General features: G+C 59.9%; 24 protein-coding genes. 8 read left to right on the top strand and 16 right to left on the bottom strand.

Annotation, left to right across the window (positions count from 1 at the left end):
• Positions 1–11 precede the first annotated feature (11 nt).
• The gene (locus tag JT51_RS17695; protein WP_037315889.1) at positions 12–302 is read left to right on the top strand and encodes a putative quinol monooxygenase; all 291 of its coding nucleotides are present in this window, start codon (positions 12–14) and stop codon (positions 300–302) included.
• Positions 303–320: 18 nt separating this feature from the next.
• Here JT51_RS17695 and JT51_RS17690 read toward each other — a convergent pair whose 3' ends face one another.
• The 4 genes from JT51_RS17690 to hemB all read right to left on the bottom strand — a co-directional run bounded on the left by JT51_RS17690 (position 321) and on the right by hemB (position 5,173).
• Positions 321–716 carry a nuclear transport factor 2 family protein gene (locus tag JT51_RS17690; RefSeq protein ID WP_037315886.1) on the bottom strand — a complete coding sequence of 132 codons (396 nt, stop codon included), beginning with the start codon at positions 714–716 and terminating at the stop codon, positions 321–323.
• A gap of 108 nt (positions 717–824) precedes the next feature.
• On the bottom strand, positions 825–3,287 hold the full coding sequence (locus JT51_RS17685) for a penicillin acylase family protein (protein WP_037315882.1): 2,463 nt from the start codon (positions 3,285–3,287) through the stop codon (positions 825–827).
• A gap of 171 nt (positions 3,288–3,458) precedes the next feature.
• Positions 3,459–4,031, bottom strand: a complete 573-nt coding sequence (locus JT51_RS17680) for a YSC84-related protein (protein ID WP_037315880.1) — start codon at positions 4,029–4,031, stop codon at positions 3,459–3,461.
• 143 nt (positions 4,032–4,174) lie between these two features.
• Positions 4,175–5,173, bottom strand: a complete 999-nt coding sequence (gene hemB, locus JT51_RS17675) for a porphobilinogen synthase (protein WP_037315877.1) — start codon at positions 5,171–5,173, stop codon at positions 4,175–4,177.
• Between the two features lie 117 nt (positions 5,174–5,290).
• Here hemB and JT51_RS17670 point away from each other — a divergent pair, with 117 nt between their 5' ends.
• Entirely contained in the window at positions 5,291–5,815 is a 525-nt protein-coding gene (locus JT51_RS17670; RefSeq protein WP_037315874.1) for a hypothetical protein, read from the top strand.
• 21 nt (positions 5,816–5,836) lie between these two features.
• Positions 5,837–9,292, top strand: coding sequence for a transcription-repair coupling factor (mfd, locus tag JT51_RS17665; RefSeq protein ID WP_037315871.1), 3,456 nt, complete (start codon positions 5,837–5,839; stop codon positions 9,290–9,292).
• Here mfd and JT51_RS17660 read toward each other — a convergent pair.
• From JT51_RS17660 to JT51_RS17640, 5 genes are all read right to left on the bottom strand, one after another.
• Positions 9,289–9,960, bottom strand: a complete 672-nt coding sequence (locus tag JT51_RS17660) for an SH3 domain-containing protein (protein WP_037315868.1) — start codon at positions 9,958–9,960, stop codon at positions 9,289–9,291. The two genes, mfd and JT51_RS17660, sit on opposite strands and share 4 nt — an antisense overlap.
• On the bottom strand, positions 9,957–11,621 hold the full coding sequence (locus tag JT51_RS17655; protein ID WP_037315865.1) for a tetratricopeptide repeat protein: 1,665 nt from the start codon (positions 11,619–11,621) through the stop codon (positions 9,957–9,959). The genes JT51_RS17660 and JT51_RS17655 overlap by 4 nt, the downstream gene beginning before the upstream one ends.
• A gap of 58 nt (positions 11,622–11,679) precedes the next feature.
• A complete protein-coding gene (locus JT51_RS17650; protein ID WP_037316338.1) occupies positions 11,680–12,888 on the bottom strand; it encodes a multidrug effflux MFS transporter in 1,209 nt (402 codons plus the stop codon).
• A gap of 75 nt (positions 12,889–12,963) precedes the next feature.
• Positions 12,964–13,623 carry a DsbA family oxidoreductase gene (locus tag JT51_RS17645; RefSeq protein ID WP_037315862.1) on the bottom strand — a complete coding sequence of 220 codons (660 nt, stop codon included), beginning with the start codon at positions 13,621–13,623 and terminating at the stop codon, positions 12,964–12,966.
• Positions 13,620–15,137 (bottom strand): class I adenylate-forming enzyme family protein, encoded by a 1,518-nt coding sequence (locus JT51_RS17640; RefSeq protein WP_037315859.1) that lies wholly within the window; start codon positions 15,135–15,137, stop codon positions 13,620–13,622. Before JT51_RS17640 ends, JT51_RS17645 begins: the two co-directional genes overlap by 4 nt.
• A gap of 65 nt (positions 15,138–15,202) precedes the next feature.
• On the opposite strand from JT51_RS17640, the gene JT51_RS17635 reads away from it, so the two are divergent.
• Complete coding sequence (locus JT51_RS17635) at positions 15,203–15,826, top strand: helix-turn-helix domain-containing protein (RefSeq protein WP_037315856.1); 624 nt, start codon at positions 15,203–15,205, stop codon at positions 15,824–15,826.
• Here JT51_RS17635 and JT51_RS17630 read toward each other — a convergent pair.
• From JT51_RS17630 to JT51_RS22000, 3 genes are all read right to left on the bottom strand, one after another.
• Positions 15,815–16,051, bottom strand: coding sequence for a hypothetical protein (locus JT51_RS17630; protein WP_051927629.1), 237 nt, complete (start codon positions 16,049–16,051; stop codon positions 15,815–15,817). The two genes, JT51_RS17635 and JT51_RS17630, sit on opposite strands and share 12 nt — an antisense overlap.
• A 561-nt stretch (positions 16,052–16,612) precedes the next feature.
• A complete protein-coding gene (locus JT51_RS17625; protein WP_081894733.1) occupies positions 16,613–18,427 on the bottom strand; it encodes an extracellular solute-binding protein in 1,815 nt (604 codons plus the stop codon).
• 151 nt (positions 18,428–18,578) lie between these two features.
• Complete coding sequence (locus JT51_RS22000) at positions 18,579–18,725, bottom strand: hypothetical protein (protein ID WP_160175198.1); 147 nt, start codon at positions 18,723–18,725, stop codon at positions 18,579–18,581.
• Here JT51_RS22000 and JT51_RS17620 point away from each other — a divergent pair.
• On the top strand, positions 18,724–19,497 hold the full coding sequence (locus tag JT51_RS17620; protein ID WP_037315850.1) for a 3-hydroxybutyrate dehydrogenase: 774 nt from the start codon (positions 18,724–18,726) through the stop codon (positions 19,495–19,497). The two genes, JT51_RS22000 and JT51_RS17620, sit on opposite strands and share 2 nt — an antisense overlap.
• 16 nt (positions 19,498–19,513) lie before the next feature.
• Positions 19,514–20,539 (top strand): patatin-like phospholipase family protein, encoded by a 1,026-nt coding sequence (locus JT51_RS17615; protein ID WP_037315847.1) that lies wholly within the window; start codon positions 19,514–19,516, stop codon positions 20,537–20,539.
• Here the strand turns inward: JT51_RS17615 and JT51_RS17610 are convergent, their stop codons facing one another.
• The 4 genes from JT51_RS17610 to JT51_RS17595 all read right to left on the bottom strand — a co-directional run bounded on the left by JT51_RS17610 (position 20,540) and on the right by JT51_RS17595 (position 23,749).
• Positions 20,540–21,217, bottom strand: a complete 678-nt coding sequence (locus JT51_RS17610) for a DUF502 domain-containing protein (RefSeq protein WP_037315844.1) — start codon at positions 21,215–21,217, stop codon at positions 20,540–20,542. It lies immediately after the preceding gene.
• A 73-nt stretch (positions 21,218–21,290) separates the two neighbouring features.
• The gene (locus tag JT51_RS17605; RefSeq protein ID WP_037315841.1) at positions 21,291–22,196 is read right to left on the bottom strand and encodes a pseudouridine-5'-phosphate glycosidase; all 906 of its coding nucleotides are present in this window, start codon (positions 22,194–22,196) and stop codon (positions 21,291–21,293) included.
• Positions 22,193–23,086 (bottom strand): PfkB family carbohydrate kinase, encoded by an 894-nt coding sequence (locus JT51_RS17600; RefSeq protein WP_037315838.1) that lies wholly within the window; start codon positions 23,084–23,086, stop codon positions 22,193–22,195. The genes JT51_RS17605 and JT51_RS17600 overlap by 4 nt, the downstream gene beginning before the upstream one ends.
• 45 nt (positions 23,087–23,131) lie before the next feature.
• Complete coding sequence (locus tag JT51_RS17595; protein ID WP_037315836.1) at positions 23,132–23,749, bottom strand: thiamine phosphate synthase; 618 nt, start codon at positions 23,747–23,749, stop codon at positions 23,132–23,134.
• A 153-nt stretch (positions 23,750–23,902) separates the two neighbouring features.
• On the opposite strand from JT51_RS17595, the gene JT51_RS17590 reads away from it, so the two are divergent.
• Positions 23,903–24,646: an RNA methyltransferase gene (locus JT51_RS17590; RefSeq protein WP_037315833.1), complete on the top strand. Its 744-nt coding sequence runs from the start codon at positions 23,903–23,905 to the stop codon at positions 24,644–24,646.
• Positions 24,647–24,719: 73 nt separating this feature from the next.
• The gene (gene ctaA, locus JT51_RS17585; protein ID WP_037315830.1) at positions 24,720–25,865 is read left to right on the top strand and encodes a heme A synthase; all 1,146 of its coding nucleotides are present in this window, start codon (positions 24,720–24,722) and stop codon (positions 25,863–25,865) included.
• The last annotated feature ends 2 nt before the right edge of the window (positions 25,866–25,867 follow it).

Here is a 25,867-nt window from a genome sequence, read left to right as displayed (position 1 = left end):
GGGATTTCACGATGAGCGGTGCAGAGGCCAAAGTACATCTGGACGGTCACATCACCGTGCCCGAAGACAGGCTGACGCAGGTGCGAAAAGCGCTGCCTGACCACATTGCCCTGACACGGGCAGAGCCGGGATGCGTGTCTTTCGACGTCACCGAGGACGCGGCGCGCCCCGGGCATTTTAACGTGTCCGAGGTTTTCGAAAATCAGGCCGCTTTCGACGCGCATCAGTACCGGACGAAAAACTCTGAATGGTTCCGGATCACGCAGGGCATCCCTCGGGATTACTCGGTGACAATCAAATAGCGCAGCGTTGGTACCGTGTCAGCCGCCGTCAATTTGCCGCTGATAGTCATCCGCATCGAACCAACCCAGGGACGATTGAATCTTGTTGTTCGTGGTCATCTCCCACTCTTCCCAGCCGCGTGTGACGACGTGGTTGCCGGTTTCAGAATGATGCCCTTCCAGCGTCCAGACAAAGATGGCATGGGTTCCGGCCCAGCGCAGCATATCGCAGCGCACCTCAAGATCGGGGAAGTCGGCGTAGAACCCGCGCACCATGTCAACCAATGCTGCGCGCCCGACAATCGGTTCGCCCCGATTGATCGTGATTTGCCCGTCAGGTGCAAAAAAACTGGCCACCGCCTCGGGCTCGCCCGAGCTCCAGGCGATGGCGTAATCCCGCGCGAGATTGTTCAGCCTGTCGCGAATACTAGCCATCTAAACCCCCGGTTCCAATAAAGTTGGCCTACAGATCGTAGGCGAAAACACGGGTCGGCGTCCACGGTGGGGTAAAAAAGGGGCAAGGTCCTGCCGAAAAGGCAGAAATCAGCGCGGGATTAGATTTGTCACCCCAACGGCGGCCGCACGGGCCAGGTCAATGTCCAGGGACATCGGGATGTATTCCCCCCGCCGCCACAGCTGCGCCTGATCGTCATAATAGCGCGACAGGAAATGGCCCGACTGACCCGTAGCCGTGATAAAGACCGAGCTGTCCGGGTCGGCAAAATCATAAACCCCGCGATATCCCGCACCATGCACGTTCTGGAAGGGATCAGGCCCTTCGCCCGACGTTCGCCCGCGCAGCAGGGTGTTGTCCCCGCCGCTGGTCGATTGCCGGATGTTGACGAAATACCGCAGCACCGGGACTGAGCCCAGAACCGGATGGTCATGAGTGGCCTCATGGGCATCGCCCCAGCGCAGGGATTGCAGCGCGCTGCCGTAATTCTCGGCGATCCAGATCAGCGCATCGTCCAAAGCCAGCCGCGCCATGTCGGTGCAGGTTTCAGTGGGTGCGCTTTGGCGGACGTCGCACCAGACCGATGCCCCGTCAATGTTGCGATACACGCGTTCAATGAACAGCGGCTCCACATGTTTGTATTCGGCGGCCAATGGCCCCAGCTCGTCCGAGATCAGCCGAATCTGCAGGGCGCGCACCCAAGCGGCATAGATCAGAGGTTCAGGCAGATGCTCGTTCATCTCGCCATTCCACTCGGCCAGCAGCGACAGAGCGATTTGGCGTTGTCGCTCGGGCGTGCCTTCGGGTGCGGATGCGCCGGTGAACCACAGGTCCGCGCCGATCAACGGCAGCAGCGAACGGGCGGTAAAGCTGACGGTATCCAGTTGCGCCTCGATAAAGCTGTCGCGCGTGTGAACTTCACGCGATTGCATCAGGCGTTCCCAACGATGGACGCGTTGGGAATCGCCCCATTCATACGACACGTGGTCCGGAAAGGGCCGGTCGATAATCTTGTTGTTCGTATTGCCCAGAATTCCGCCCGCAGGGGACACGAATTCCGGATTGTTGGCATAGGGCAGGCGCCCTTGCCAAAGGTTCTCGGCCAGCCAGCCGGGCGTCGGGATGCGACCCTGGCTTTGGTTTCGCAAGTCGCGTCGGGGCATGGCGCCGATCAGTTTTAGGCCGATGGTGTCCTTGTCCACCAGAGACAGGTTTTGCGAGGGCGCGATGAACCCTTCGGCCACGTCAATGGCCTGGCGGACGTTGTCCGAATTCATCAGCGCCATCGACGCCGACATCGACGTGTCCTGCGGGCTGAGTGCTGTCCAGGACAGCGACGCAACATGCCCGGGTGGGGTGATGGTTTCCAGATCATAGTGACTGCCGGGCAGGACGGGGCCATTTTCAGTCCAGCGCAGGGTCAGTGTGATGGGTGCTTCGTCCTTGATTTCGATGATCGAGGGGCGCGTGCGGAATGTCTTGTACCCATCGGGGGTCAGGTATTCTTCGGGGTTGTCGGGGTTCAGCTGTTCGATGTGCACATCCTGATCGTCCAGATAGGATGACGTCAGCCCCCATCCCAAACGATCGCTGCGCCCGGTCATGACGGCAGGGATGCCGGGGATGGTCGCGCCGATGACGCCGCCTTTGGCCAGTTCCAGCCGGGCCAGATACCAGACACCGGGCGCGGTAAATCCCAGATGCGGATCATTGGCCAACAGAGTGCCACCGCTGGCTGACCGCGTGGGGGCGGCCGTCCATGCGTTCGATGCCCCGGCCAGCCCGCGTTTCGGGAAAGGCGACAGTGGGGTGTCGGGCATTGCTGTGCCCCTGGCATATTGCGGCAGGTTGGGAAACAACGCTGCATATTCGGGCAGCGCTGCAATCCCTGCACCCGGAACATCGGGCAGAATATCGGACAGCCGCGCGGTATCGTTCAGCATCAGCGAGGTTCGGGCGCGCAGAACTTCGTCTTTCAGATGGCCGGACAATTGCAGGCTCATCAACTTGATCACCGCGATGCTGTCACCGGGTTGCCAGGGAGAGACCGGCGCGTTGAACAAGAACATCTCGGGCGCGCCGCGTCCCAGTGCTTTCTCATTGATTTCATTCAGCCGCGCGTTCACTCCGGCGGAATAGGCACGCAATGCAGCTTTGGTATAATCATCCTGCGCGTCAACTGACCGATGGGCCAACCCGTACAGATCCAACCGGCGCAACAGCTTGTCGATATGCACCGTGCGGGGGCCGAAAACTTCGGACAGGCGACCCTGCGCGGTACGGCGCATGATGGTCATCTGCCACAGGCGGTCCTGTGCGTGGGCATAGCCCAACCCGTAGAATACATCCGGGTCGTTTGCGGCCAGGACATGGGGAACATTGGCGGTGTCGCGGACAATCTCGACCGGGGCGCTCAGGCCGCTGACTTCGACCGTCTGGTCGTAGTCCGGCAGGGATTGGCTGGCCAGAAAGTAAACCAGCACGACGGCGGCCAGAGCAAGCAGGACAAGACCCGAGGCAATACGCACAAGCCAGCGAAAAACAAATCCCATTTGTGGCCCACATTCCTGATCAATCCCGGATTGCGCCAAGACTAGTGGATGCCTGCGCCGACTGAAAGAGGGACAGCCCGGGAATATCGTGATTACAGCCCTTTAAACGAAAAACCCCGCCACGGGCAAAAGCTGATGGCGGGGTTCTTTGAGGGGGGGGGTGGTATGAGGTTACGGAATGATTCTTGTGTATTTGATGCCTTCGACGGTTGCCCCGAACAGCAGGCCAGCCTGGCCAAAGATTGCCGCGATGACAGGGGTGCGCAACGTAGTGGTTGTCGTCGACAAGGTGTTGCCGGTTGCATCGACCACATAACCGACGTCGGCCCCTGCGGTCCAACCGGTCGAGCGGCGGAAATCATTCAGCGCGTCTTCGGTCATGAAGAACAGAACATGCGCATATTGCTGCGCGCCGATCTGCAACCCGGCGGTGCCTTTTACGGCGGAATAATAATCGACCGTGGCGCCCTGAATGCGCAGCGCTCCCTGACCGAACCCACCGCCAAAGATAAACCCGGCCTCGGTGATCAGGGGCATGACAAGCATACCGTTTGCCTTGTTCGCGATTTCCACCGTGTTGGGATAACGCGTGTACATTTCGTTCAGCGTGGCGTCGACGCGCGCGTCGATCGCGGTCGCATTCGAATTGCCCACACCGTTGCCGCAGGCTGCGGTCACGGTCAGCCCGGCCATGCCAAAAGCAAAGCCACGACGGTTCAGTCGAGGAGAGTTGGAACTGCTCATGTTTTTTGTTCTCTGTATAACTGCCTGAAGTGTCGGGTAATCCCGATCTTATGTGCAAGAATACGCCGATTGCGTCCGCGTGTCACGGGAAAGCTGTGTAAACACAGCGCGCAATCGGCGAAAAATTGCGACTTTATTGGGATTTAACCCTGAAGGATGCGCGCGACCTGCGGGGCAAAGTAGGTCAGGATGCCATCACAGCCTGCGCGCTTGAACGCCATCAGGCTTTCCAGCATTACCTTTTCACCGTCAATCCAGCCGTTTTGCGCCGCTGCCTGAACCATCGCGTATTCACCTGATACCTGATAGGCGTAAGTCGGCGCACCAAAGGCATCTTTCACGCGGCGGCAGATGTCCAGATACGGCATCCCGGGCTTGATCATCACCATGTCGGCCCCTTCGGTCAGATCGCGTTCGATCAGGCGCAGCGCCTCGTTCGAGTTTGCCGGGTCCATCTGATAGGTCTTTTTATCACCGGTCAGCGCGCCGGATGCGCCTACTGCATCGCGGAACGGGCCGTAAAATGCGCTGGCGTATTTCGCGGCATAGCTGAGGATCATCACATTGTGATGCCCCGCGGCCTCCAGCGCCTGGCGCATCGCACCGATCCGGCCGTCCATCATGTCGGACGGGCCGATGATGTCGGCACCGGAATCGGCCTGCGCCAGCGTCATTTTCACCAGCGCCTCGACCGTCTGGTCATTCACAATTTCGCCATCAACGACAAAGCCATCGTGGCCGTTGATGTTATAGGGGTCCAGCGCCACGTCAGTCATCACCGCGATATCCGGGGCTGCGGCCTTGATCGCGCGGATGGCGCGATTGGACAGGTTGTCGGGGCTCCAGGCCTCCGCGCAATCTTCGGTTTTCAGGCTGGCGTCGGTGTAGGGAAAGATGCAAATCGCCGGGATTCCCAACGCCTGCGCCTCAACCGCTGCCTTGGCAATCAGATCGACCGAGCGACGCATGACGCCGGGCATTGACGGCACGGGTTCCTCCACGCCTTCGCCATCGCGCACGAAAACCGGCCAGATCAGATCATCTGTGGTCAACGTATTTTCCCGAACCAGACCCCGGACAGACTGCGATTGGCGCGCCCGGCGGAACCGGGTCAGGGGATAGGGGGCGATGGTGGGTTTCATGTCGCGCTCTCCTTGAATATTCCCGCATTGGGTGGCATGAATTCCCTGTGGTCTCAAGGGTTACGATTGACGCGCCTGCGCGAAAACCCCTTAGGGCCGGGAACAAAGGGCTGACGCTTGGACTTATACTCAACGATTTTCGAAATCATCGACATGCGCAGCTTTTCGAATCTGTGGTATTGGATCGTTCTGGCCGTGGTGTGGTCGTCGGCAAGCCACTGGGCGATGGGTGTACCCTATGATCTGCTGGTGCGTGCGCGTCGGGCCGGAGGGCAGGCCGAACAGGACCTGCTGGACATCGTACGGATCAACAGGAACCGGTTGCTTTATATAACCGAGGTTTCGGGTCTGGCCATTCTGGGCTTTAGCTGTTTCTTTTTCAGCGGTCTGGCTATGTTGGGCTTTTACTATAGCGTCGAATTCGCCCAGGCGGTGTTTCTGCTTTTGTTTCCGGTGTGTTTTGTGATGCTCATCAACATTTCGACTGCACGCAAACTACGGCAGGGCGACACCTCGTTGGACATCGTTGGCAAGTCTTTGATCCGCTGTCGAATTTACACACAAATCATTGGCATGATCTCAATTCTGATCACGTCGCTTTGGGGCATGTACCAGAATTTCTCGATCGGTGCTCTGGGGTAGGAAAATCGGAAAGGCTTGACGATGAAGGCTCCGAACCACGTAACAGTCGGCGGCGCCCCCGAGGGGTTTGACGCACAGCTAATCCTGAACGAGATCGCGCGTTCGGGCGGCCCGGTCTGCCATGTCGCACGCGACGACAAGCGGATGGAGGCGATGCGCGCTGCGTTGGCCTTTTTTGCGCCGGACATGCCGGTGTTTATCTTCCCCGGCTGGGATTGCCTGCCTTATGACCGGGTATCGCCCAATTCGGATATTGCGGCGGCCCGGGTGGCCACGCTGGCGGCGCTGGTGCATCAGATGCCCGATCGGTTCGTGTTGCTGACGACGCTGAACGCCGCAACACAGCGGGTCCCCGCGCGTGTGGTTCTGCAAGAGGCTGCGTTCACTGCGCACGTCAATCGACGCATTGATGAAACCGCACTGCGGAATTTTCTGGTGCGCATGGGGTTCACCCAAAGCCCGACAGTGATGGAGCCTGGCGACTATGCGGTTCGGGGCGGCATTATCGACATCTTTCCCCCGGGTGAATCCGGGCCCGTCAGGTTGGACCTGTTCGGCGATGTTCTGGACGGCGCGCGCCGGTTTGATCCGGTGTCACAGCGCACGACTGAAAAGTTGGATGTGATTGAGCTGGCCCCTGTGTCCGAGGTCATTCTGGATGAGGCCGCCATTACCCGGTTTCGTCAGAACTACCGGATCGAGTTCGGGGCCGCAGGCACCGATGATCCGCTGTATGAGGCCGTGAGCGCCGGGCGCAAGCACCAAGGCGTTGAACACTGGCTGCCGTTCTTTCATGAAAAACTTGAGACGCTGTTCGACTATCTGCCCGGCGCCACGATCTCGATGGATGATCAGGTGACGCCGACGCGTTTGGCCCGTTGGGACAGTATCGCGGATCAATACGAAACGCGCCGTCTGGCGCTGGAAAACCGCGCCCGGATGGATACGGTCTATAAACCCACACCGCCCGGGTTGCTGTATCTGGACGATGCGGCGTGGGAGCAGGCCGTGGGCGAGCGTCGGGTGATGCAGTTCAGCCCGCTGCCGCAGGCCAGCGGCCCCGGCGTGATTGATACGGGCGGGCGGATCGGGCGCAACTTTGCGCCTGAGCGCCAGCAGGAAAGCATCAGCCTGTTTGGTGCGCTGGCCAGTCATATCACCGACAAGATGGCCAAGGGGCCGGTTCTGATCGCCTCCTACTCGGAAGGGGCGCGGGAACGTCTGACCGGGTTGATCGAAGACGAAGGTCTGGCCGAGGCGATCCCCGTGACCGATGGCACCCGTGTTGGCAAGCGCGGGCTGCATCTGGCGGTTTGGGCGTTGGAACATGGGTTTGAAACCCCGGGTCTGACCGTCATCGCCGAACAGGACGTTCTGGGCGACCGCCTGATCCGCCAGCCCAAGAAGCGCCGCAAAGCTGCAAATTTCCTGACCGAAACCCAATCTCTCAGCCCTGGCGATCTGGTGGTGCATGTCGATCACGGGATCGGCCGCTATATGGGGATGGAGGTGGTTACCGCCGCAGGGGCCGCTCATGAGTGCCTGCTGCTGGAATACGCGGAACGGTCCAAACTGTACCTGCCGGTCGAAAACATCGAACTGCTGTCGAAGTACGGCCATGACGAAGGGTTGCTGGACCGTCTGGGCGGTGGCGCATGGCAGGCGAAGAAAGCCAAGCTCAAGGAACGCATCCGCGAGATGGCGGACAAGCTGATCCGTATCGCCGCCGAGCGGGCGTTGCGCAAGGCCCCGGTCATGGACCCGCCGCCCCACGCGTGGGAGGAGTTCAGCGCGCGGTTCCCCTATCAGGAAACCGACGACCAGTTGCGCGCCATATCCGAAGTGATGGAGGATATGCATTCCGGCGCGCCGATGGATCGCCTGATCTGTGGCGATGTAGGCTTTGGCAAGACCGAGGTTGCGATGCGTGCCGCCTTTGTCGCCGCCATGTCCGGTGTTCAGGTGGCCGTTGTTGCCCCGACTACATTGCTTGCCCGGCAACACGCCGCGTCGTTCCGCGAACGGTTCCGGGGTTTTCCGTTGGAGGTCCGGCAACTGTCGCGCTTTGTCTCGGCCAAAGAGGCGCAGCAGACCCGCGACGGGCTGGCGCGTGGCACGGTGGACATCGTGATCGGCACCCATGCGCTGTTGGCCAAAGGGGTTCGGTTCAACAATCTGGGCCTGTTGATCATCGACGAAGAACAGCACTTTGGCGTCGGGCACAAGGAACGCCTGAAACAGCTGCGATCCGATATTCACGTGCTGACACTGACGGCAACGCCGATCCCGCGAACACTGCAACTGTCGCTGACCGGCGTGCGCGATCTGTCGATCATCGGAACGCCACCCATCGACCGGCTGGCGATCCGCACCTATGTCAGCGAGTTCGACGCCGTCACCATCCGCGAGGCGCTGCTGCGTGAACATTATCGCGGCGGGCAGAGTTTCTATGTGGTGCCTCGCATCTCGGACCTGCCTGAGATCGAGGAATTCCTGAAGGAACAGCTGCCAGAACTCACCTATATGGTTGCCCATGGACAGATGGCCGCGGGTGAGCTTGATGATCGGATGAACGCCTTTTACGACGGCAAATACGATGTGCTGCTGGCCACGACGATTGTGGAAAGCGGGCTGGATATTCCTACCGCGAACACGATGGTTGTGCACCGGGCTGATATGTTTGGCCTGTCGCAGCTCTATCAGATACGGGGTCGGGTGGGGCGGTCGAAAACCCGCGCCTATGCCTATCTGACGACCAAGCCGCGCGCGCGCCTGACCGCAACGGCGGAAAAACGTCTGCGCGTTCTGGGGTCGCTGGATACGCTGGGGGCCGGGTTCACGCTGGCGTCACAGGATCTGGACATTCGCGGCGCGGGCAACCTGCTGGGCGAGGAACAGTCAGGCCAGATGCGCGACGTGGGGTATGAACTGTACCAGTCGATGCTGGAAGAAGCGATTGCCAAGATCAAAGCCGGTGAGATGGAGGGGCTGTCGGATGCCGACGATCAATGGGCACCGCAGATCAATCTGGGTGTGCCGGTTCTGATCCCCGAGGATTATGTGCCCGATCTGGACGTACGTCTGGGCCTCTATCGTCGTCTGTCGTCGCTTACGACCAAGGTAGAACTGGAAGGGTTCGCCGCCGAACTGATCGACCGTTTCGGGTCGTTGCCGAAAGAGGTAAACACCCTGATGCTGGTCGTGCGCATCAAGGCGATGTGCAAACGCGCGGGGATTGCCAAGCTGGACGGCGGGCCAAAGGGTGCGACGATCCAGTTCCACAAGGACAAGTTCGCCTCGCCCCAGGGGTTGGTGGAATTTATCCAGAACCAGCGCGGGCTGGCCAAGGTGAAAGATAACAAGATCGTTGTGCGCCGTGACTGGAAGAAAGACAGCGACAAGATCAAAGGGGCGTTCTCCATCGCGCGCGATCTGGCGGAAAAGGTCATGGCGGAAAAGAAAAAGGCCAAGGCCTAGTCACCGCTGACAAAGGTACACAGCTGCCATTCGCCCGCGTCGGATTTCACCAGCGCGGCGCGATGGCCGACCATGGACCATAGAAAGTCGCTGTGCATGTATCCTTGTGTCCCGTCGGTCAGAAGCACACTTTGATACTCGGCCTCGGGCTGAAAATCGGGGATGATCACGACCTCATGGCTGATCGCCGCGAGAACAATTCCGTCTTGGGACGGGCTGTCGCGCAATGATACCTTCTCGCCGGTCACAAAGTAGGCGAGGAACGGATTCAGCGCGGCGGGCAGGGTGATCTGCCACTGATGCGGCATCCAGAATTCGCCTTCGTCATCGAAATAGCCGGGTTGGGACAGGGTGTTTTCCAGATCGGCCCAATAAGCCTTTTGCAATTCATCGGCCTGATCACGGTATTCTTCGGACAGGTTGTCGGGATCGACGGTCAGATTGGCGCGCAGTTCGTCCGGGCCGCCGTCACCACCGTGGCTGAGGTAGATATCGGGGCAGGCCGCCGCGATGACGGCGTCGATGTTCCGCGCTGCCACGCTGGCCTGCAAAGAATCCCGAAACGCAACCAGCGACGGGTCGCGGTCGGCCTGATCGACCGGTGGAAAGGATTGACGATCCGCCAAAGCAGGGGTGCAGAGCAAGGCGAATATCGCAGCGTATTTCATTCGGCGGCCCGCATCGCGGCCTGTGCGCAGAAACACGATGCGCTGACGGCCCGGTCGGCGCGTGCCAGCGCCAGATCAAGGCGTTGTTTGATCAGCCTGACCTCGATCGTGTCGCCGCGCGCTTTCAGGCAATCGTGCAACCCCTTGAGGCTCCAGACATTGTCCGGGTGGATCGAGGCGCGGCTAAGGGTGCCGCCCAGACCAAGATCCTCGCGATAGACCTCTTCGGCCTCGGCCACGTGGCCCTGTTCGAACAGCAACGCCCCCAGTGCGTGGCGGGTGGGCTGCATCCAGCCCCAGGGTTCGTCATAGGGCAACGTATCGTCCAACTCGACCGAGCGGCGCAGATGCGCATAGGCCGCGTCGTAGTTTTCCTTTCGATACTCGATCTCTCCGCGCAGCATTTCGCGGGCGATTTCAAGTAGATCGACGACGCGGTTATTGTGCATCAGCCGGGTTTCCGGCACGCGGGCCTTGGCGGCACGGAAAAGCTGTTCCTCGGCTTCAGCCTCGGCCACTTGTCCGGTGGCGGCAAAGGCAATGGCACGGGCGTAATGCGTTGTTGCGGTTAGCGTCCGGTACAGATCGCGGTCAGCGGGCAGTTCCAGCGCCTTTGCTTCCTCCCACCGGCCAAAACGGATCAGGATATGCGGTCCCATCGACATGTAGCTTTCGAAGTAATCCGCCATGGGCGGGCTTTCGATACGCAGCATCTCTTCGGGGGTGGTGTCCCACAGGCCCTGATTGGCGCGCAGGGCCGGTTCCATCTGACCCAGAAACAGCGCACCATAGATGGTGAAATGGTAATCGTGCTGCCGGTAGCCGGTGTAGATGTTGAACGCGCCTTCGCGTTCATAGTATTTCAGATCTGCCTCGGTCGCCTTTTCATTCCAGTGGACGACGTTGTGGTAATGACCGCACAGCACGTCGATATGGGTGGGCATATGCACCAGATGGCCCGCATCGGGCACAAGCGTCCGCAGCACATCCCCGGCCTTCAGCGCCTTTTCCGGGGTTGGCGACATCTCCATCAAATGGACATACAGATGCAGCAGGCCCGGATGGGACATGGCCGCCGGGTCATTGGCCATGGCGTCTTCCAGCGCCTTCTGCGCCTCAGGCGTTGCCGCGCCTTCGGCGGGTTGACCTGTTCTGAGGTCCCACATTTGCCAGGGAGTAAGGTTCAGCAAAGCCTCGACATAGATGGTGCGCAGGTCCAGTTGACCGGGATGTTCGGCAAAGGCGGCGCGCATGGCATCGGCGAAATCGTGGTTCCATCCATTCATGTCGGGGATCGGATCGCGCTGCGGATAGCGGGCGGGTAACGCCCGGATCAGCGCCTGTTCGACGGGGGTGCAACCTTCCTGCAGTGCCAGTACCCGCTGCGTAGCATCATAAGCCTGCGCCAGCGCCTTTCGCTGCCCGCGATCATCGCGCAAATCCCACGGCAGATTGTAATTCGGCCCGGCTGCATAGGCCACGCCCCAATGCGCCATGGCGCAGCCCGGATCATGGTCCGCAGCGCGTTGGAAGCAGGCGACGGCCTCATCATGGTTATAGCCGTAGGTCCAGTTCAGGCCCCGGTCGAACCACAGTTGTGCCTCGGATGAGGATGTTGTGACCGGGCAGGTGTGCGTTCCCAGATCGTAATAACCGCTCATTGAAAATCTCCCCCTCGGATCAAAGAGAGGTTAGCGCGATTCACCAGGGCTGCACAGATCAGGCAGGCAGTCTGTTTTCGATCCGGCCCATATGCAGCATCAGGCCAAAGCCGATCACGCTCATGATCAGAACGGCGGTGCTCATCGGGGTCAATGTCCCGTCGAAAAGTTGCCCTATTGGGGCGGCAACAGCAGCGGCCAGAATGGTTGAAAACGCACCGATGACCGAGGCCGCCATCCCGGCGATATGGCCCATCGGCTCCATCGAAATGGCGTTCAGGTTGCCCAGGGTCATGCCCGCCATGAAAAAGATCGACGTTTGCCAGAAGACGAACATCGCAAAGGACAAGTTTGGCGACAGGGGCATCATGCTAAAGATGACGACGCCAAGGGTGATGACAATCTGCGCGCCCAGGGCACAGGTCACCAGCCGCCGCATACCCACGCGAATGACCAGCGCGGCGTTCAGCAGGCTGGCGGACCCGGCCATCAGGGCCACAAAACCGAACCAGAATGGAAAGCTGTCGGCGCTGTCAAAGATCACATCATAGACCGGTTGCACCATGGTCAGCATGGTAAACAGCATTCCCAGACACAGGGTTTGCACCAGGATCGAAACCCGGACAGTCGGATGACTGAACATCTCGCGTGCGGCTGCGGCCATCAGGGGCAGGCGCAGCGGTCTGCGGTTTTCGGGCTTCAACGGCTCGGGCAGTCGCAGACCCATCCAGATTACGGTGATTGCCGAGAACACTATGAATGTCGCGAAGACCCCGCGCCAACCGGTGATTGCGATAACCCCGGCCCCCAGCATCGGTGCGATTGCGGGCACTAGGGTAAAAATCATCATGGCGATTGACACAATGCGCGCCATTTCACGGCCCGAATAAAGATCCCGGATAATCGCAATGGCGACGATGCGCGGGGCCGCGCAGCCGATGCCCTGAACGACGCGGGCGACCAGCAGCAATTCAATCGAAGAACTGGCCCACGCAACAGCGGCGGCCAGAATATACACTGCGGAGCCGACATAGATCACCGGTTTGCGCCCATAGGCGTCAGATAGCGGGCCGGTAAAGAAGGTGCCGATGCCCAGGCCAAGTACAAAGGACGTCAGGATCAGCTGCGCCTTGTTGGCGTCACCCGGACTAAGCTGCGCGCCGATGGTGGGAAGGGCGGGCAACATCGAGTCGATCGAAAACGCGATCGTCGCAACCATCATCGCGATCAGCGCGACAAATTCCCCCCGAGACATTTGATTGGCCATGTCGCCCTCCTGACCTGACTGCGCTATCACGGCAGATCAGGGGGCGCTAGACATCAACGCGTACAAAGCACCGTGTTAATCAGCAGGGGATGCCTCAAGTTGAGACATGATGTCGGCGATTACTTGTTCCCACATTTCAGGGGGTTGCGCGCCGGGAACCGCGTGTTGATTGGCGACAATGAAGGTCGGCACCGAATTCACACCCATCTGGCGGGAATGCGTGTCGCGGTTGCGGATATCCTCACGGTCGGAATCCGATTTCAACAGTTTCATGACCACGGCAGCGTCCATGCCTTGGGCGTCGGCAATATCGGCCAGAACCTCGTGATCTCCGATGTCGCGGGCCTGCACGAAATAGGCGTCAAACAGGGCGTCAACGATAGCGTTCTGCTTGCTTTCGATCCCGGCCCAGTGGATCAGGCGGTGCGCATCCAATGTGTTCGGCGTGCGTTTCATGCCTTCGAAATCAATGCTCAGCCCGGCGTTTCCGGCGTGTTCGACCACGGGCGCATAGGCACGCACCGCGCCGTCCTTGCCGCCGAACTTTCGTTCCAGATATTCGCGACGATCCATGCCTTCGTCCGGCATATCGGGGTTCAGCTGAAAGGGATGCCATTCGATGACGAACGGATGATCCGGTATGGCGGCCAGCGCTTTGTCCAGATGGGTTTTGCCGATATAGCACCACGGGCAGATCGGGTCGGACATGATGTCAAGTTTGACGGTCTGGGTCATGGTGTGGTCGCCTTGAAATAGGCCGGCAGCGCCCGGCGCAGGAGTTTGCCGTTGCCGCCGGTTGGCAGTTCGGGCAGGTGAAGGAACGCGCGCGGCTGTTTATAGCGCGCCAGATTTTCTTCGACATAGGCGCGCAGGGCGGCATCGTCCAGTTTTTCCGGACCAGTATAGAAGGCCGCGATCACATATGTGTCCTGTTTGACCTCAACCGCGGCGGCACCGACCTGCGTGATGCCGGGGTGTTTGGACAGCGCGGCCTCGATCTCGACCGGTGAGACGCGATAGCCACCGGCATTCATCATGTCATCGTCGCGGCCCAGATAGGTGATTTGCCCGTCGGTGGCCATGGCCCCCTGATCCCCGGTCAGAAACCAGTCGCCTTGCATCCGGGCGGCGGCCTCGTGCGGGGCGTTCAGATAGGTCAGCATCAGGCCGGGGTCCGAGCGATGAATGGCGATGGTGCCTTCGTCCCCGTGCGGCACCGGCCCGTTCGGCCCAAGGATCGCCACCCGGCGGCCCGGTTGTGGCTGCCCCAACGCCTCGCCCCGCGCCGGATGGGCCGGGCTGGATGAGATGAAGGTGGAACATTCGGACATGCCGTAAGCTTCGTACAGTTCGGTGCCGGTCAGGGAGAGCCACTGTTCATGAAGGTGCCGCGACAGCTTTTCCCCGGCGCACAGGCCATGGCGCAAGTCTGGCAGATGCAGCGGAGTGTTGTCCTTTACGATCTTGCGAAAAACGCCGGGGGCTGCGGCAAAGATGGTCGCCCGGTGTCGGCGCAGCAATTCGGGCAGGGCATTCGGGTCTGTGCCCGGTTCTGGGATCAGGGCGGTTGCGCCGATGGTCCAGGGGTCCATCAATCCGGTGCCCAGCGTATAGGTCCAGTTGAACGCCCCGGCATGGCACAGGCGATCCGTATCCCGCAGCCCGTACCAGCCATCCACCATCATCTGCCGCGCCCAAATGGCGCGATGCGCGTGGGCCACGGCGCGCGGCTTGCCGGATGTGCCCGAGGTGTAGACGACATAAGCCATCCGATCCGGGTTGCCGTACATGAAATCGGCCGGGGGCAGATCACGCATAGACTGCAACTGGTCCAATGTGATCTGAAACGGATGGTTGGCACAGGCGACATCAGGGTCTCGTAGTATCACCGCAGGGTTAAGGTCTTTGATCATCCGCGCCGTTTCTGGCTGGGTCAGTTGCGACGAGGTGGGCACCGGCACGATCCCCACGGCAATCGCCCCGAGATAGGCAATGGGAAAATCGACCGTATTTCCCAGCCGCATCAAGGCGATATCACCCGGTTTCAGGCCCGCTTGCAGCAATCCGGTTCCGGTTCCCATAATGGCGGATTGCAGGGCGCGATAGGTCCAATCCTCGGCGCCGTCCGCCCGCAAGACCGACAAGGCCGTTTTGTCGGGCATCTGACCGGCGCAGCGCAAGACATGTGCAGCCAGATTGAACGGGGCGGGGCAGGCCCGGGCAGGGCCTTGATCGAATACAGATAGCATATCGTCTGGCTAACGTGACGTATGGTGCGTTGCAAGCGGGACGAGACGGCCCTATAGAATTGCGCATGAGCACCCAAGACCAGACATCCCTGATCCGCATCGCCCGAGATTCGGGTGACCACACGGAACTCGAACCGCTGGACCTTGGCGCGCGCGTGCGCGAATTGCGCAAGGCGCGCAACTGGACGCTCGAGCAGGCCGCCAATCAAGCGGGCCTTGCGCGATCAACGTTAAGCAAAATTGAAAACGGCCAGATGTCGCCAACCTATGACGCGCTGAAAAAGCTGGCGACCGGGTTGGAGATTTCCGTCCCGCAGCTATTCACCGCGCCACAGCGCGATCAGGTGATTGGCCGAATGGCCGTAACCCGTATGGGCGAAGGTGCGGCCCATCCGACTGTGACCTATGAACACGAGTTGCTGGCCGAAACGCTGACGAAAAAGCAGATGCTGCCCTATCGTGCCCGTGTACGCGCCCGTTCGATGGACGAATTCGAAGGCTGGGTCCGACATGACGGCGAAGAGTTTCTATACGTTCTGACCGGTGTCGTCCGTCTGTTTACCGAATTCTACGAACCGGTCGAGATGCGCCGCGGTGACAGCGCATATTATGACGGAAGCATGGGGCACAACGTCATCTCTGTCAGCGAAGAAGACGCAACGATCCTTTGGGTGACGTCACTTACCTAATGAGCGGCTGAATTCGCGGTTCAGACCTTCTGTAAACAAAAAGTCCTCAAGCTCTTCGTGCGCTTCATTTACGGTCAGGTGGTGGCGTTCGGCCAAATAGGCCTCGAACCTTTTGCGATCTTTGCTTAGCTGCCCCATGTCGCGATTACGCAGGTTCGGAAATCGCCGCTTGGCGCGCGCATACATGGCATCCCAGTCTTGCGTCAGATCAGTCCATTTTAACATCTGCTGGCTTTCCGGTTTCAGGTTTCACAAATTCTCGCCCCTTTGTTCAGGGTACGAACCAGTGTGTGACCCGCGCGCATGACAAAATGTCGCACCCAAATTTGACCTGAGCAAAAACCAAAAGGCCCGCTGCAGCTAAGCTGCAACGGGCCGACGGACCGGAGTTTAGAGTGAGTGGAGGCTGGTCCGTAAAACTTTGTCCTGTGCGCCGGAAGACGGGCTATCTAACGAAATTCAAAGTAATAATTTGGTTCTTCACGTCGCGTTATGTTTCGCAGGCTATAACTCGTGACGGCCTTCCGTAAAGACCCTTGTAGCAGTTTTTTGGCTTCTGACTGAAATTAGAGGCATTAACTATTTGTGGCGGAAACAATCCGGTTCTCCCACAATATACTGTATACTGAACGCATGTGCCGAATTCCGCCGAAGGCCGAAAACAGCTGGTCTGATGCATCGTCAAGATAGGCATCTCAGGATCGCGAACGTAGTCGTTAGCGATCACAGGTTTGTGGGCGCGGCTTTTTTGGCCAGTGAAACGGTGCCTGTTCCGGTGCTAAAGGATCACTCTTCGTACCACCACACCTGCGGCATGTACTCTGGGCCGTCGCCATAAATCGGTACGACCTGAGGCTGCTTGAGTTCTTTTGCATGAGCGATACGCCCGACATCGAAATTCCAGATCGGAATGACATAACGCCCTGAGGTCAGAACACGGTCCAGGGCGCGGGTGGCGGCCACAAAATCCTCTCGGCTTTCCGAGGCCAGCATCGCGTCAATCATCCCGTCCACAGCGGGTGAGGCGACACCCATCAGGTTACGCGTGCCCGGCGTGTCGGCATTTTCGCTGCCCCAATACAGGCGCTGTTCATTGCCGGGCGACAGGGACAGGGCGCGGCGGAAGAAGGTCATGTCAAAATCCAGCTCGGCATTGCGGCCGGTGAATTGTGCGCTGTCCACCTGTTCAACGGTGACCTGAACGCCAAGGCGTTCAAGCGCGCGGGTATAGATTTCGATGGCCGTTTGCCCTTCGCTGTCGCCCTGTTGCAGCAGCACGGTGATGGCAAAGTCTTCTCCGGCCTGATTGCGCAACACGCCATCCTGAATGGTCCAGCCTGCGTCGGTCAGCAGCTTGTTCGCCTCACGGATATTGGCGCGGTTGCGGGCCGAACCGTCGCTTTGGGGCAGGGTATAACCCTCAAGCGTGCCGGGCGGCAGGTCAGCGGCGAAAGGCTGCAACAAGTCGTCGACCCGGCCTGCGGCGGTGCCGGGCTGCATACCCAGATCAGAGCCCGAAAAATACGAGGTGATCCGGGGCTGTGCGCCCCCGGTAATGGTATCGTTGATGAATTCGAAATTGAACGCCAGCAACATTGCCTCGCGTACGCGCCAGTCATCAAAGGGTGCCTTGCGGGTGTTCATGACGAAACCGGTCATGCCCGACGGTTTGCTGTGTGGGATTTCCGTTTTCACGACATCGCCGCGCTGAACGGCGGGAAAGTTGTATTGGGTATCCCATTTGTCGGCGTTGAATTCGCGAACGGCGGTCAGTTCACCGGCTTTGAACGCCTCGAACAGAACCGTGCCATCGCCGTAGAATTCGATCCGCATCTCATCCAGATTCATAGTGCCGCGCCGGAACGGAACGTCCTTGCCCCAGTAATCGGGATTGCGGCGCAGGGTCACGTAACGCCCGGCCTCATAATCGTCGACCACATAAGGCCCCGACCCGATGGGAACGTCTTGCAGCGCGGCGTTGGCGAAATCCTTCCCCTCCCACTGCGCTTTTTGCAGGATCGGGCGCAGCGCGGCGATCAGGGCAAGTTCCCGGTCTGGTTCGTTAAAAGTGATCCGAACCGAACGTGGGCCAGTTTTCTCGATGCTGCCGATCTTGCCCCACAGCCCGCGGTAACGCAGATGCCCTTCGGTGCCCAGAGTTTCATAAGACCAGATCACATCTTCGACAGAAACAGGGCTTCCATCCGAGAATTTCGCGCCTTCGCGAATCGTGAATTCGACCCAGGATCGGTCCGGCGCGGTTTCAACTGATTCGGCTAACAACCCGTAAAGCGAGAAAGGTTCGTCCCAGGACCGGCCCATCAGGCTTTCATGTGTCCAAAACCGCAGCTGCCACGGAGAGGTGCCTTTTTGAATGAACGGGTTCAAACTGTTGTAGCCGCCGGTGTTTCCGAAAACGACCTTGCCGCCTTTTGGTGCCTCGGGGTTGGCGTAGGGCAGCGACACAAAATCCGGTGGTAAGGCAGGGTCCCCGTACATAGCTATGCCATGAGCCGATTCTGCATGCGCTGCTGTGGTTGCAAAAAAGGCGGCGATTCCCGCGATTACGGGACCGGAGAAGCGTAGAAAATTGGGGCGCATTTTGGAAACAATCCTGCTCTGGCCTTATTTTGTTGGGATTCACCGTAGCGATGATTTTTCTTATTATCAAACTTTTAGCTTGGACCAAGGCGTGGAATTGCTTATAAAGGGTGCACTGCTCGATAGGTTTCTTGCCTGTATGAAACCTGCCTCAATAACTTAACGCCCGCTTCGTGCGGGCGTTTTTTTTCGCGCAGTTTTCACCCGGATACACTGGCAGAATCTTTCCCCGTTTCTTTTGCAGATGCAGCATGGCACTGTCCTGCCGAAACGGATTTTTTTGAGGGAGATTGGTCATGAGCCTGTCAGGAAAAACTGCGATCATTACGGGGTCGAACTCCGGAATCGGATTGGGCGTGGCGTGGGAACTGGCCAAGGCTGGGGCGGATGTGGTGTTGAATTCCTTTACCGACCGGGATGAGGATCACGCCCTGGCGGCAGAGATCGCCAAAGAGACCGGAACAAATTCGCGTTACATCAAGGCGGATATGTCCAAGGGGGATGAATGCCGCGCTCTGATCGAAAAAGCGGGCGCTTGTGACATTCTCGTGAACAACGCGGGTATTCAGCACGTTGCGCCGATTGATCAGTTCCCGACCGATAAATGGGATGCGATCATCGCGATCAACATGAATTCGGCCTATCACACCATGGCGGCGGCGCTGCCGATGATGCGGCAGGCGGGTTGGGGGCGGATCGTCAACATCGCCTCGGCCCATGGCCTGACGGCGTCCCCGTATAAGTCGGCCTATATCGCAGCGAAACACGGGGTCGTGGGCATGACCAAATCCGTGGCTCTGGAGACCGCGCAGGAACCGATCACCTGCAACGCCATCTGTCCGGGTTACGTGTTGACCCCGCTGGTCGAGGCGCAGATCCCAAACACGATGAAAGAATACAGCATGAGCCGCGAGGACGTGATCAAGAACGTCATGCTGGAACGTCAACCTTCGAAAGAATTCGCCACGGTCGAACAACTGGGCGGCACGACGATCTTTCTGTGCTCGGATGCAGCGACGCAGATCACCGGAACGACGATTTCCGTGGATGGCGGCTGGACCGCGCTTTAGTCCGGGAGGGCGTGCAATGAAACGGATCAATCTGGCCTTGCAGGGCGGCGGCGCACATGGCGCCTTTACCTGGGGCGTTCTGGATCGCCTGTTGGACGAAGACGATATCGAGGTTGCGGCAATCACCGGAACCTCGGCCGGGGCGCTGAACGGCGCCGCGTTCAAGTCAGGGATGGTGCACAATGGCCGTGACGGGGCGCGGGACAGCCTGGACCGGCTGTGGGCGCGCATGGGGGCCGTTGGTGACATGCGCCTTGCCAACTGGATGCAAGCCATCGAACCGGCGCAGATCGCCCATGCGATGGAGTATTCCCTGCCGTTTTCCATTGGCGATGCCTGGTCGCGGTTGGTCTCGCCTTATGCCTATGGGCCGTTCTATCGCAATCCGCTGGAACCGGTGGTGGATCAATTCAATTTTGATGAGATTTGCGCCGATGAAGGCCCACAGTTGTTTGTCTGCGCGACCTGCGTGCGCAGCGGCAAAATCCGGGTGTTTACGGGCGATGAGGTGTCGACGGATGCCATTCTGGCTTCGGCCTGTTTACCAAGTCTGTTTCAGGCGGTTGAGATTTATGATCCTAAAACCGACCGGACCGAGGCGTATTGGGATGGCGGCTACACCGGCAATCCGGCGCTGTACCCCCTGTTCAACACTGATCTGCCCGATGATGTTGTGATCGTGAATATCAACCCGCTGGAACGCGATGAGGTGCCGAAGACACCGCAGCAGATTCAGAACCGGATCAACGAGATCGGCTTTAACTCGTCCCTGTTTCGCGAATTGCGCGCGATCAACTTTGTTCAACGTCTGCTGGCAGACGGCAAGCTGAAGTCAGGCGAGATGAGCAGGGTTCTGGTGCATATGATTGCGGATGATGCGCTGATGAACGATTTGTCGGTGGCGACCAAAACGGTGCCGAACCCGGTTGTCCTGCATAAGCTGAAAGAAGCCGGGCGCGCGGCCGCGGATCAGTTTTTGGCAACAAACAAGGCCGATATAGGCAATAACAGCACTGTGGACCTGCCCGAGATGTTCAGTTGATCACTTGGGCTGCTGAGTTGGGTCTTTGTCGTTTGGATAGACAAGGCCCGCTGAAATCACCAGCTTTGCTGCGTCTTCGATGGACATGTCCAAAAGGATCACGTCTTCGGCCGGGAAGAATAACAAAAACCCCGACGTCGGGTTGGGCGTGGTCGGAACAAACACGCTGAGCATTTGGTCAGAGGTTTCCGCCCGTTCGCTGACCTCGCCTCTGGCCGCCGTCGAAACGAAACCAATGGCCCAGATGCCACGGCGCGGGTACTGGATCAGACAGGCCTTTTCGAACGACCGCTCGGTCTGCGCAAAGACCGTTTCCGAGATTTGCTTGATCCCGGAATAGACAGAGCGGACAACCGGCATCCGGTTGACGAGGCGTTCGGCGAAATGGATCAGAGACCGACCCAGAATGCCTTTGGCGATCCAGCCCACAAGGACCGTAAAGATCAAAAAGATGACAACGCCGACGCCGCGCAGATTGACGCCTACATATTCCTGCGGCTGAAAGCGTTGCGGCACCAACGGCAGAACCGCGCTGTCGATCCAGCCCACGACGGACCAGATCAGCCAGATGGTCAGCCATACAGGCGCAATGACAACGATGCCCGTCAGGAACGATGCGCGCAGTCGTGAAAACAGGCCCGGGCGTCGATGCGGTTCTTCGTCAAACGGTGTGTTCATTGTCGTCCTGAATGGTTTGCGAATTTAAGTAAGCAGCCCGGGGCCTTGGTGCAATAGGTCTAGTTCATTCAGGTTACGCGGACAGGGCGCGCGCAATGCCAGCCGCCAGCCGCGCGTTGTTGCGCACCAGCGCGATATTGGCCGTCAGCGAGCGGCCATCGGTCTGTTCATAGATCCGTTGCAACAGGTAGGGTGTGACGCCCTTGCCCGTGATCCGGTGGGTTTCCGCATCAGCCTGCGCCGAGGCGATGATGGGGGCCAGTTCCTCGGCCGGAATCTGATCCGCTGTTGGGATCGGATTGGCGATCAACTGGCCTCCGGGCAGGCCAAGGGCGCGGCGGGTGGCGTGGGCGCGGGCGATGTCTTCGGCACGGTCCATGCGCAACGGGGCGGCATAAGACGATTTGGCCGACCAGAATGCGGGAAATTCGTCCTGACCATGCGCGATGACGGGAACACCCAGTGTTTCCAGAACCTCAAGCGTTTTGGCCAAGTCCAGAATAGCTTTTGCGCCCGCAGCCACAACCGTAACCGGCGTCTGGGCCAGTTCGTGCAGGTCGGCCGATATGTCGAATGAGGTTTCGGCACCCTGATGCACGCCGCCGATGCCGCCGGTGGCGAAAACTTCGATCCCGGCGTAATGCGCGGCGATCATGGTGGCGGCGACGGTGGTGGCACCGGTGCCGCCGGTGGCGATGCAGGCGGCCATGTCAGCGCGGGACAGTTTGGCCACACCTTGCGCCTGGCCCAGCGAAGCCAGTTCGTCCGCTTCCAGCCCGACATGCAATTGGCCATTTATGACTGCAATCGTGGCAGGCACGGCACCCGCGTCGCGGATGTCCTGTTCGACCTGCGCCGCCACTTCGATGTTCTGCGGGTAGGGCATCCCGTGGGTGATGATGGTGCTTTCCAGCGCAACAATGGGCTGGCCTGCGTCTTTGGCGGCGCGGACCTCGGCGGAATATTGGATGTCGATCACAGTGGGGTTTCTCCGGAAACGTAAGTTGCGGCGGCGTGCAGGGCGCGGGCCAGGGCCTCATCGTTTGATGCGCCACTGGCCTCGGACGCGATATGGGCCGCCATGAAAGTGTCCCCCGCGCCGGTCACGCGGGTGACCAGAACGGACGGGGGTTTTTGGGTCAGGATTTCATCGGGGCTGCCAACGGTGGCCGAGTTGCCGCCATCGGTGACCAGCACCCGCAGCGCGCCGCGGTCCAGCAGACCTTTGGCGGCGACCTCAGAATCGGTGAATTCGCGCTGACACAGGATGCCCGCCTCTTCGAGGTTCACATAAAGCGTCGCGCGCGCATGTTTCAAAAACGGCAGCAGACGTTCGGCCTTGCCGGGTGAGGCCGGGGCCACACGCAGGTCAGCCTTCGCAAAGGCGGGGCTTTGGGCGATTTCCTCAAGCAGGGTCTGGGTCAGGTTGCCGTCCAGCGCAATGGGGCCTTCGAACGGCGTGTTTTCATACCCAAGCGGCCCGTGCATCAGCGGGCGCAAGATTTTGGCCCCTGCGGCCTCAAGCGAATGCGCGTCGGCAATGGCGGCGATCAGACCGTTGGCACCTTCGACGGCCATGTAACGATCCGTCGGCAAGTCCTGCGAACGATAGATATGGTCCGTCACCATCCCCAGCCGGGCACAGGCATTGATCAACTCGTCGCCTTCAGGATCACGGCCAATTGCAGTCAGCAGGGTGGGGGTCATGCCGAACCGCACCAATGTCATGGCAATGTTCATGGCCACACCGCCGGGCAGGCGGGTGATCCGCCCCGGCACGTCCGAGCCCTGCCGCATGGCGCTGGCCGAACGTCCGATCACGTCCCACAGGACCGAGCCGATACACAGGATTTCACTGTTCTGAGTCATGTCGAACACATGCCGCAGCCCCGGCGCGGGTGCAAGGGTTAACGCTCACATCGCGTCGGTCAGGGCTTTCAGCGCTGTCAGCGGGTCGTCCTGCGACCAGATCTCATCCCCGATGCCGAAGAAATCGACGCAAGGGGACAGGTCGCGGATCAGATCGGGGGTCAGCCCGCCTTCGGCCACGACCGGAACCTCGATCACTTCGGACCACCACTGGAACAGGTCATGTTCCGCCGTGGAGCCGTCGCCCAGCGTCGACGCGCCGACCGGTCCAAAGGCCACGTAATCTGCACCGGCCTCGCCCGAGGACATGCCATCATGATTGGAGATGCCGCAAAAGCTGCCGACGATGGCGTCGGTGCCCAGTTCCTTGCGCGCGGCCCGCACGGATCGTGCGGCGTCGTCCAGATGCACACCGTCCAATCCCAGCCGCTGTGCCAGCAACACATGGTTCGAGATCACCAGCGCCACGTCGCGGGAATGGGCCACCTCGCGGCAGGCATCGGCGGCGCGGGCGATGGCGTCTTCGTCCCCACCGGCCAGGGCAAGGCGGATACAGGCGATTTCGGCCCCATCCAACACGCGGGCCAACTGGTCGGGGAAAGTGCTCAACGTGATCGTTGGCGGTGTGATCAGATAAATCTGTGGCTGCTCGGGGGTGTCCATCGCCGCGTCCTTCGCTTTCAGTCTTTGGCGCGGTTTAGCGGATTGCGGCGGGGAAGCAAACTTTTATGCCGATTTGTGGGGCATTTGGCCGCCTGGGTGCCTTGCCCTGCGCCGACGCGCCGATTACAGCAGACCAAGTTTTCGGAGACAGCCATGCCCAGCGACAAATCTCAGCCTTCATTCGTGCTTGTGCGCCCGCAGATGGGCGAAAACATCGGGGCCGCCGCGCGGGCGATGTGGAATTTCGGGCTGGACCGGATGCGGATCGTAGCGCCGCGCGACGGCTGGCCGAACCCCAAGGCGGTGGCCATGTCCAGCGGTGCCGGGCGGTTGTTGGATGCGGCACATCTGTACGACGATCTGGGCGGGGCGCTGGCCGACAGCACCTATGTCTTTGCCACCACGGCACGGCAGCGCGGGTTGACCAAGCCGGTCTACAGCCCCGAGCGTGCCATGCAGATCGCGGCAGAAAAGGTTGCGGCGGGTGAAAAAGTCGCCGTGTTGTTTGGCCCCGAACGCGCGGGGCTTGAGAATGAGGATATCGCCAAGGCCAATGCGATCATCTCGGTCCCGGTCAACCCCGAGTACGCCTCGTTGAACCTGGGCCAATGCGTGCTGCTGACCGCGTACGAATGGATGCGCCAAAGCGGTGACGTAGTGCATGAGGCCACCGATCTGGGCCGGGGTGACTGGGCCACTGGCATCGAAGTTGAAAAACTGGTCGAACATTACGAGGATCGGCTGGAAGAGGCCGGGTTCTTTTACCCGCCCGAAAAAGCCGAAGGCATGAAGGTCAACCTGCGCAATCTGTGGTCGCGGATGCGCATGACGCGGGCGGATGTGCAGATGTTGCATGGCATCATGCGTCAGATGGTCCGCTGGAAGGATCGGGGTTAGTCGGCGGCCGAGGCTGGACCTTGACCCGACTACGCCCTAGCTTGCGACGAAATCCAAGGCACATGAGGACAGCATGAGCGGTAAGCGCAGCATCTTCGAAGACGTCTCAGACATTGAAAAACAACAAGCCGTTCAACCGGGTATGATCGACCGGGGACGTGGCGGCGCGCGCCGAGGCATTCGCGCGTGGCTGATGATCCTGTTTGCGTTGGTCGTGGTGATGATCGCGGTTGGCGGTCTGACCCGCCTGACCGACAGCGGGCTGTCGATCACCGAATGGCGTCCGATCACCGGGGCCATCCCACCGATGACCGAAGTTGACTGGCAGGCCGAGTTCGACAAGTACAAACAGATCGACCAGTGGCGCATTCAAAATCAATGGATGGAGCTGGACGATTTCAAATCAATCTACTGGTGGGAATGGGGCCATCGCCAACTGGGCCGGGTGATCGGTCTGGTCTGGGCACTTGGTTTCTTTGGCTTCCTTGTCATGCGGAAAATCCCGACCGGATGGACCGGTAAGCTTTTGGTTCCCGGCATTCTGGGTGGTGTTCAGGGGGCCGTTGGCTGGTGGATGGTCGCCTCGGGCGTCACACAGGGTGAGGGGATGACGGCCGTTGCCAGCTATCGTCTGGCGCTGCATCTGGGGCTGGCGTTTGTGATCCTGGGTTTTCTGGCCTGGTACGTCTTTGAATTGGGCCGCGAAGAACGCGACCTGATGCAGGCCCGGCGCGCGAAAGAGGCCAAGCTGTTTTCGCTGTCTACCGGGTTGATGCATTTCGCCTTTTTGCAAATACTCATCGGCGCGTTGGTGGCCGGAATTGATGCCGGGCGGTCCTATACCGACTGGCCGTTGATCGGCGGGCAGTTATTGCCGCCTGATGCCACGATGTTGGAGCCGATGTGGCGTAATTTCTTTGAAAGCCCGGGTCTGGTGCAGTTCATTCACCGCTGCGCGGGCTATCTGCTGTTCATCTTTGCCATCATTGTCTGGCGGCGCGGCAGCAGTAGTGCCCACCCACAGACGCGGTTCGCCTTCAACGCGGCCTTTGCGGCGCTGTCGCTGCAGGTGTTGATCGGTATCGCGACGGTGGTTTACGCGGCTCCGTGGCAGATCGCCATATTCCACCAATTCATGGCGGTTGTCGTCTGGACCTTGATCCTGCGCGCGCGTTTCCTGACCGCTTACCCAATCGCAACTTCGATCCGCGGAGCCTGACC

Source organism: Ruegeria halocynthiae (assembly GCF_000743705.1).
Lineage (GTDB): Bacteria > Pseudomonadota > Alphaproteobacteria > Rhodobacterales > Rhodobacteraceae > Ruegeria > Ruegeria halocynthiae_B.
This window is presented reverse-complemented; position numbering and strand designations above follow the sequence as displayed.

Bases quoted from the DNA above. Each gene is read 5' to 3' on its own strand.
- JT51_RS17590 (WP_037315833.1), top strand. From the start codon at position 23,903: ATGCCCAGCGACAAATCTCAGCCTTCATTCGTGCTTGTGCGCCCGCAG.
- hemB (WP_037315877.1), bottom strand. From the start codon at position 5,173: ATGAAACCCACCATCGCCCCCTATCCCCTGACCCGGTTCCGCCGGGCG.
- JT51_RS17595 (WP_037315836.1), bottom strand. From the start codon at position 23,749: ATGGACACCCCCGAGCAGCCACAGATTTATCTGATCACACCGCCAACG.
- JT51_RS17600 (WP_037315838.1), bottom strand. From the start codon at position 23,086: ATGACTCAGAACAGTGAAATCCTGTGTATCGGCTCGGTCCTGTGGGAC.
- JT51_RS17690 (WP_037315886.1), bottom strand. From the start codon at position 716: ATGGCTAGTATTCGCGACAGGCTGAACAATCTCGCGCGGGATTACGCC.
- JT51_RS17650 (WP_037316338.1), bottom strand. From the start codon at position 12,888: ATGGCCAATCAAATGTCTCGGGGGGAATTTGTCGCGCTGATCGCGATG.
- JT51_RS17655 (WP_037315865.1), bottom strand. From the start codon at position 11,621: ATGAGCGGTTATTACGATCTGGGAACGCACACCTGCCCGGTCACAACA.
- JT51_RS17630 (WP_051927629.1), bottom strand. From the start codon at position 16,051: ATGTTAAAATGGACTGATCTGACGCAAGACTGGGATGCCATGTATGCG.
- JT51_RS17660 (WP_037315868.1), bottom strand. From the start codon at position 9,960: ATGAAATACGCTGCGATATTCGCCTTGCTCTGCACCCCTGCTTTGGCG.
- mfd (WP_037315871.1), top strand. From the start codon at position 5,837: ATGAAGGCTCCGAACCACGTAACAGTCGGCGGCGCCCCCGAGGGGTTT.
- JT51_RS22000 (WP_160175198.1), bottom strand. From the start codon at position 18,725: ATGACCAATCTCCCTCAAAAAAATCCGTTTCGGCAGGACAGTGCCATG.
- JT51_RS17640 (WP_037315859.1), bottom strand. From the start codon at position 15,137: ATGCTATCTGTATTCGATCAAGGCCCTGCCCGGGCCTGCCCCGCCCCG.
- JT51_RS17645 (WP_037315862.1), bottom strand. From the start codon at position 13,623: ATGACCCAGACCGTCAAACTTGACATCATGTCCGACCCGATCTGCCCG.
- JT51_RS17610 (WP_037315844.1), bottom strand. From the start codon at position 21,217: ATGAACACACCGTTTGACGAAGAACCGCATCGACGCCCGGGCCTGTTT.
- JT51_RS17615 (WP_037315847.1), top strand. From the start codon at position 19,514: ATGAAACGGATCAATCTGGCCTTGCAGGGCGGCGGCGCACATGGCGCC.
- JT51_RS17620 (WP_037315850.1), top strand. From the start codon at position 18,724: ATGAGCCTGTCAGGAAAAACTGCGATCATTACGGGGTCGAACTCCGGA.
- JT51_RS17680 (WP_037315880.1), bottom strand. From the start codon at position 4,031: ATGAGCAGTTCCAACTCTCCTCGACTGAACCGTCGTGGCTTTGCTTTT.
- JT51_RS17685 (WP_037315882.1), bottom strand. From the start codon at position 3,287: ATGGGATTTGTTTTTCGCTGGCTTGTGCGTATTGCCTCGGGTCTTGTC.
- JT51_RS17635 (WP_037315856.1), top strand. From the start codon at position 15,203: ATGAGCACCCAAGACCAGACATCCCTGATCCGCATCGCCCGAGATTCG.
- JT51_RS17695 (WP_037315889.1), top strand. From the start codon at position 12: ATGAGCGGTGCAGAGGCCAAAGTACATCTGGACGGTCACATCACCGTG.
- JT51_RS17625 (WP_081894733.1), bottom strand. From the start codon at position 18,427: ATGCGCCCCAATTTTCTACGCTTCTCCGGTCCCGTAATCGCGGGAATC.
- ctaA (WP_037315830.1), top strand. From the start codon at position 24,720: ATGAGCGGTAAGCGCAGCATCTTCGAAGACGTCTCAGACATTGAAAAA.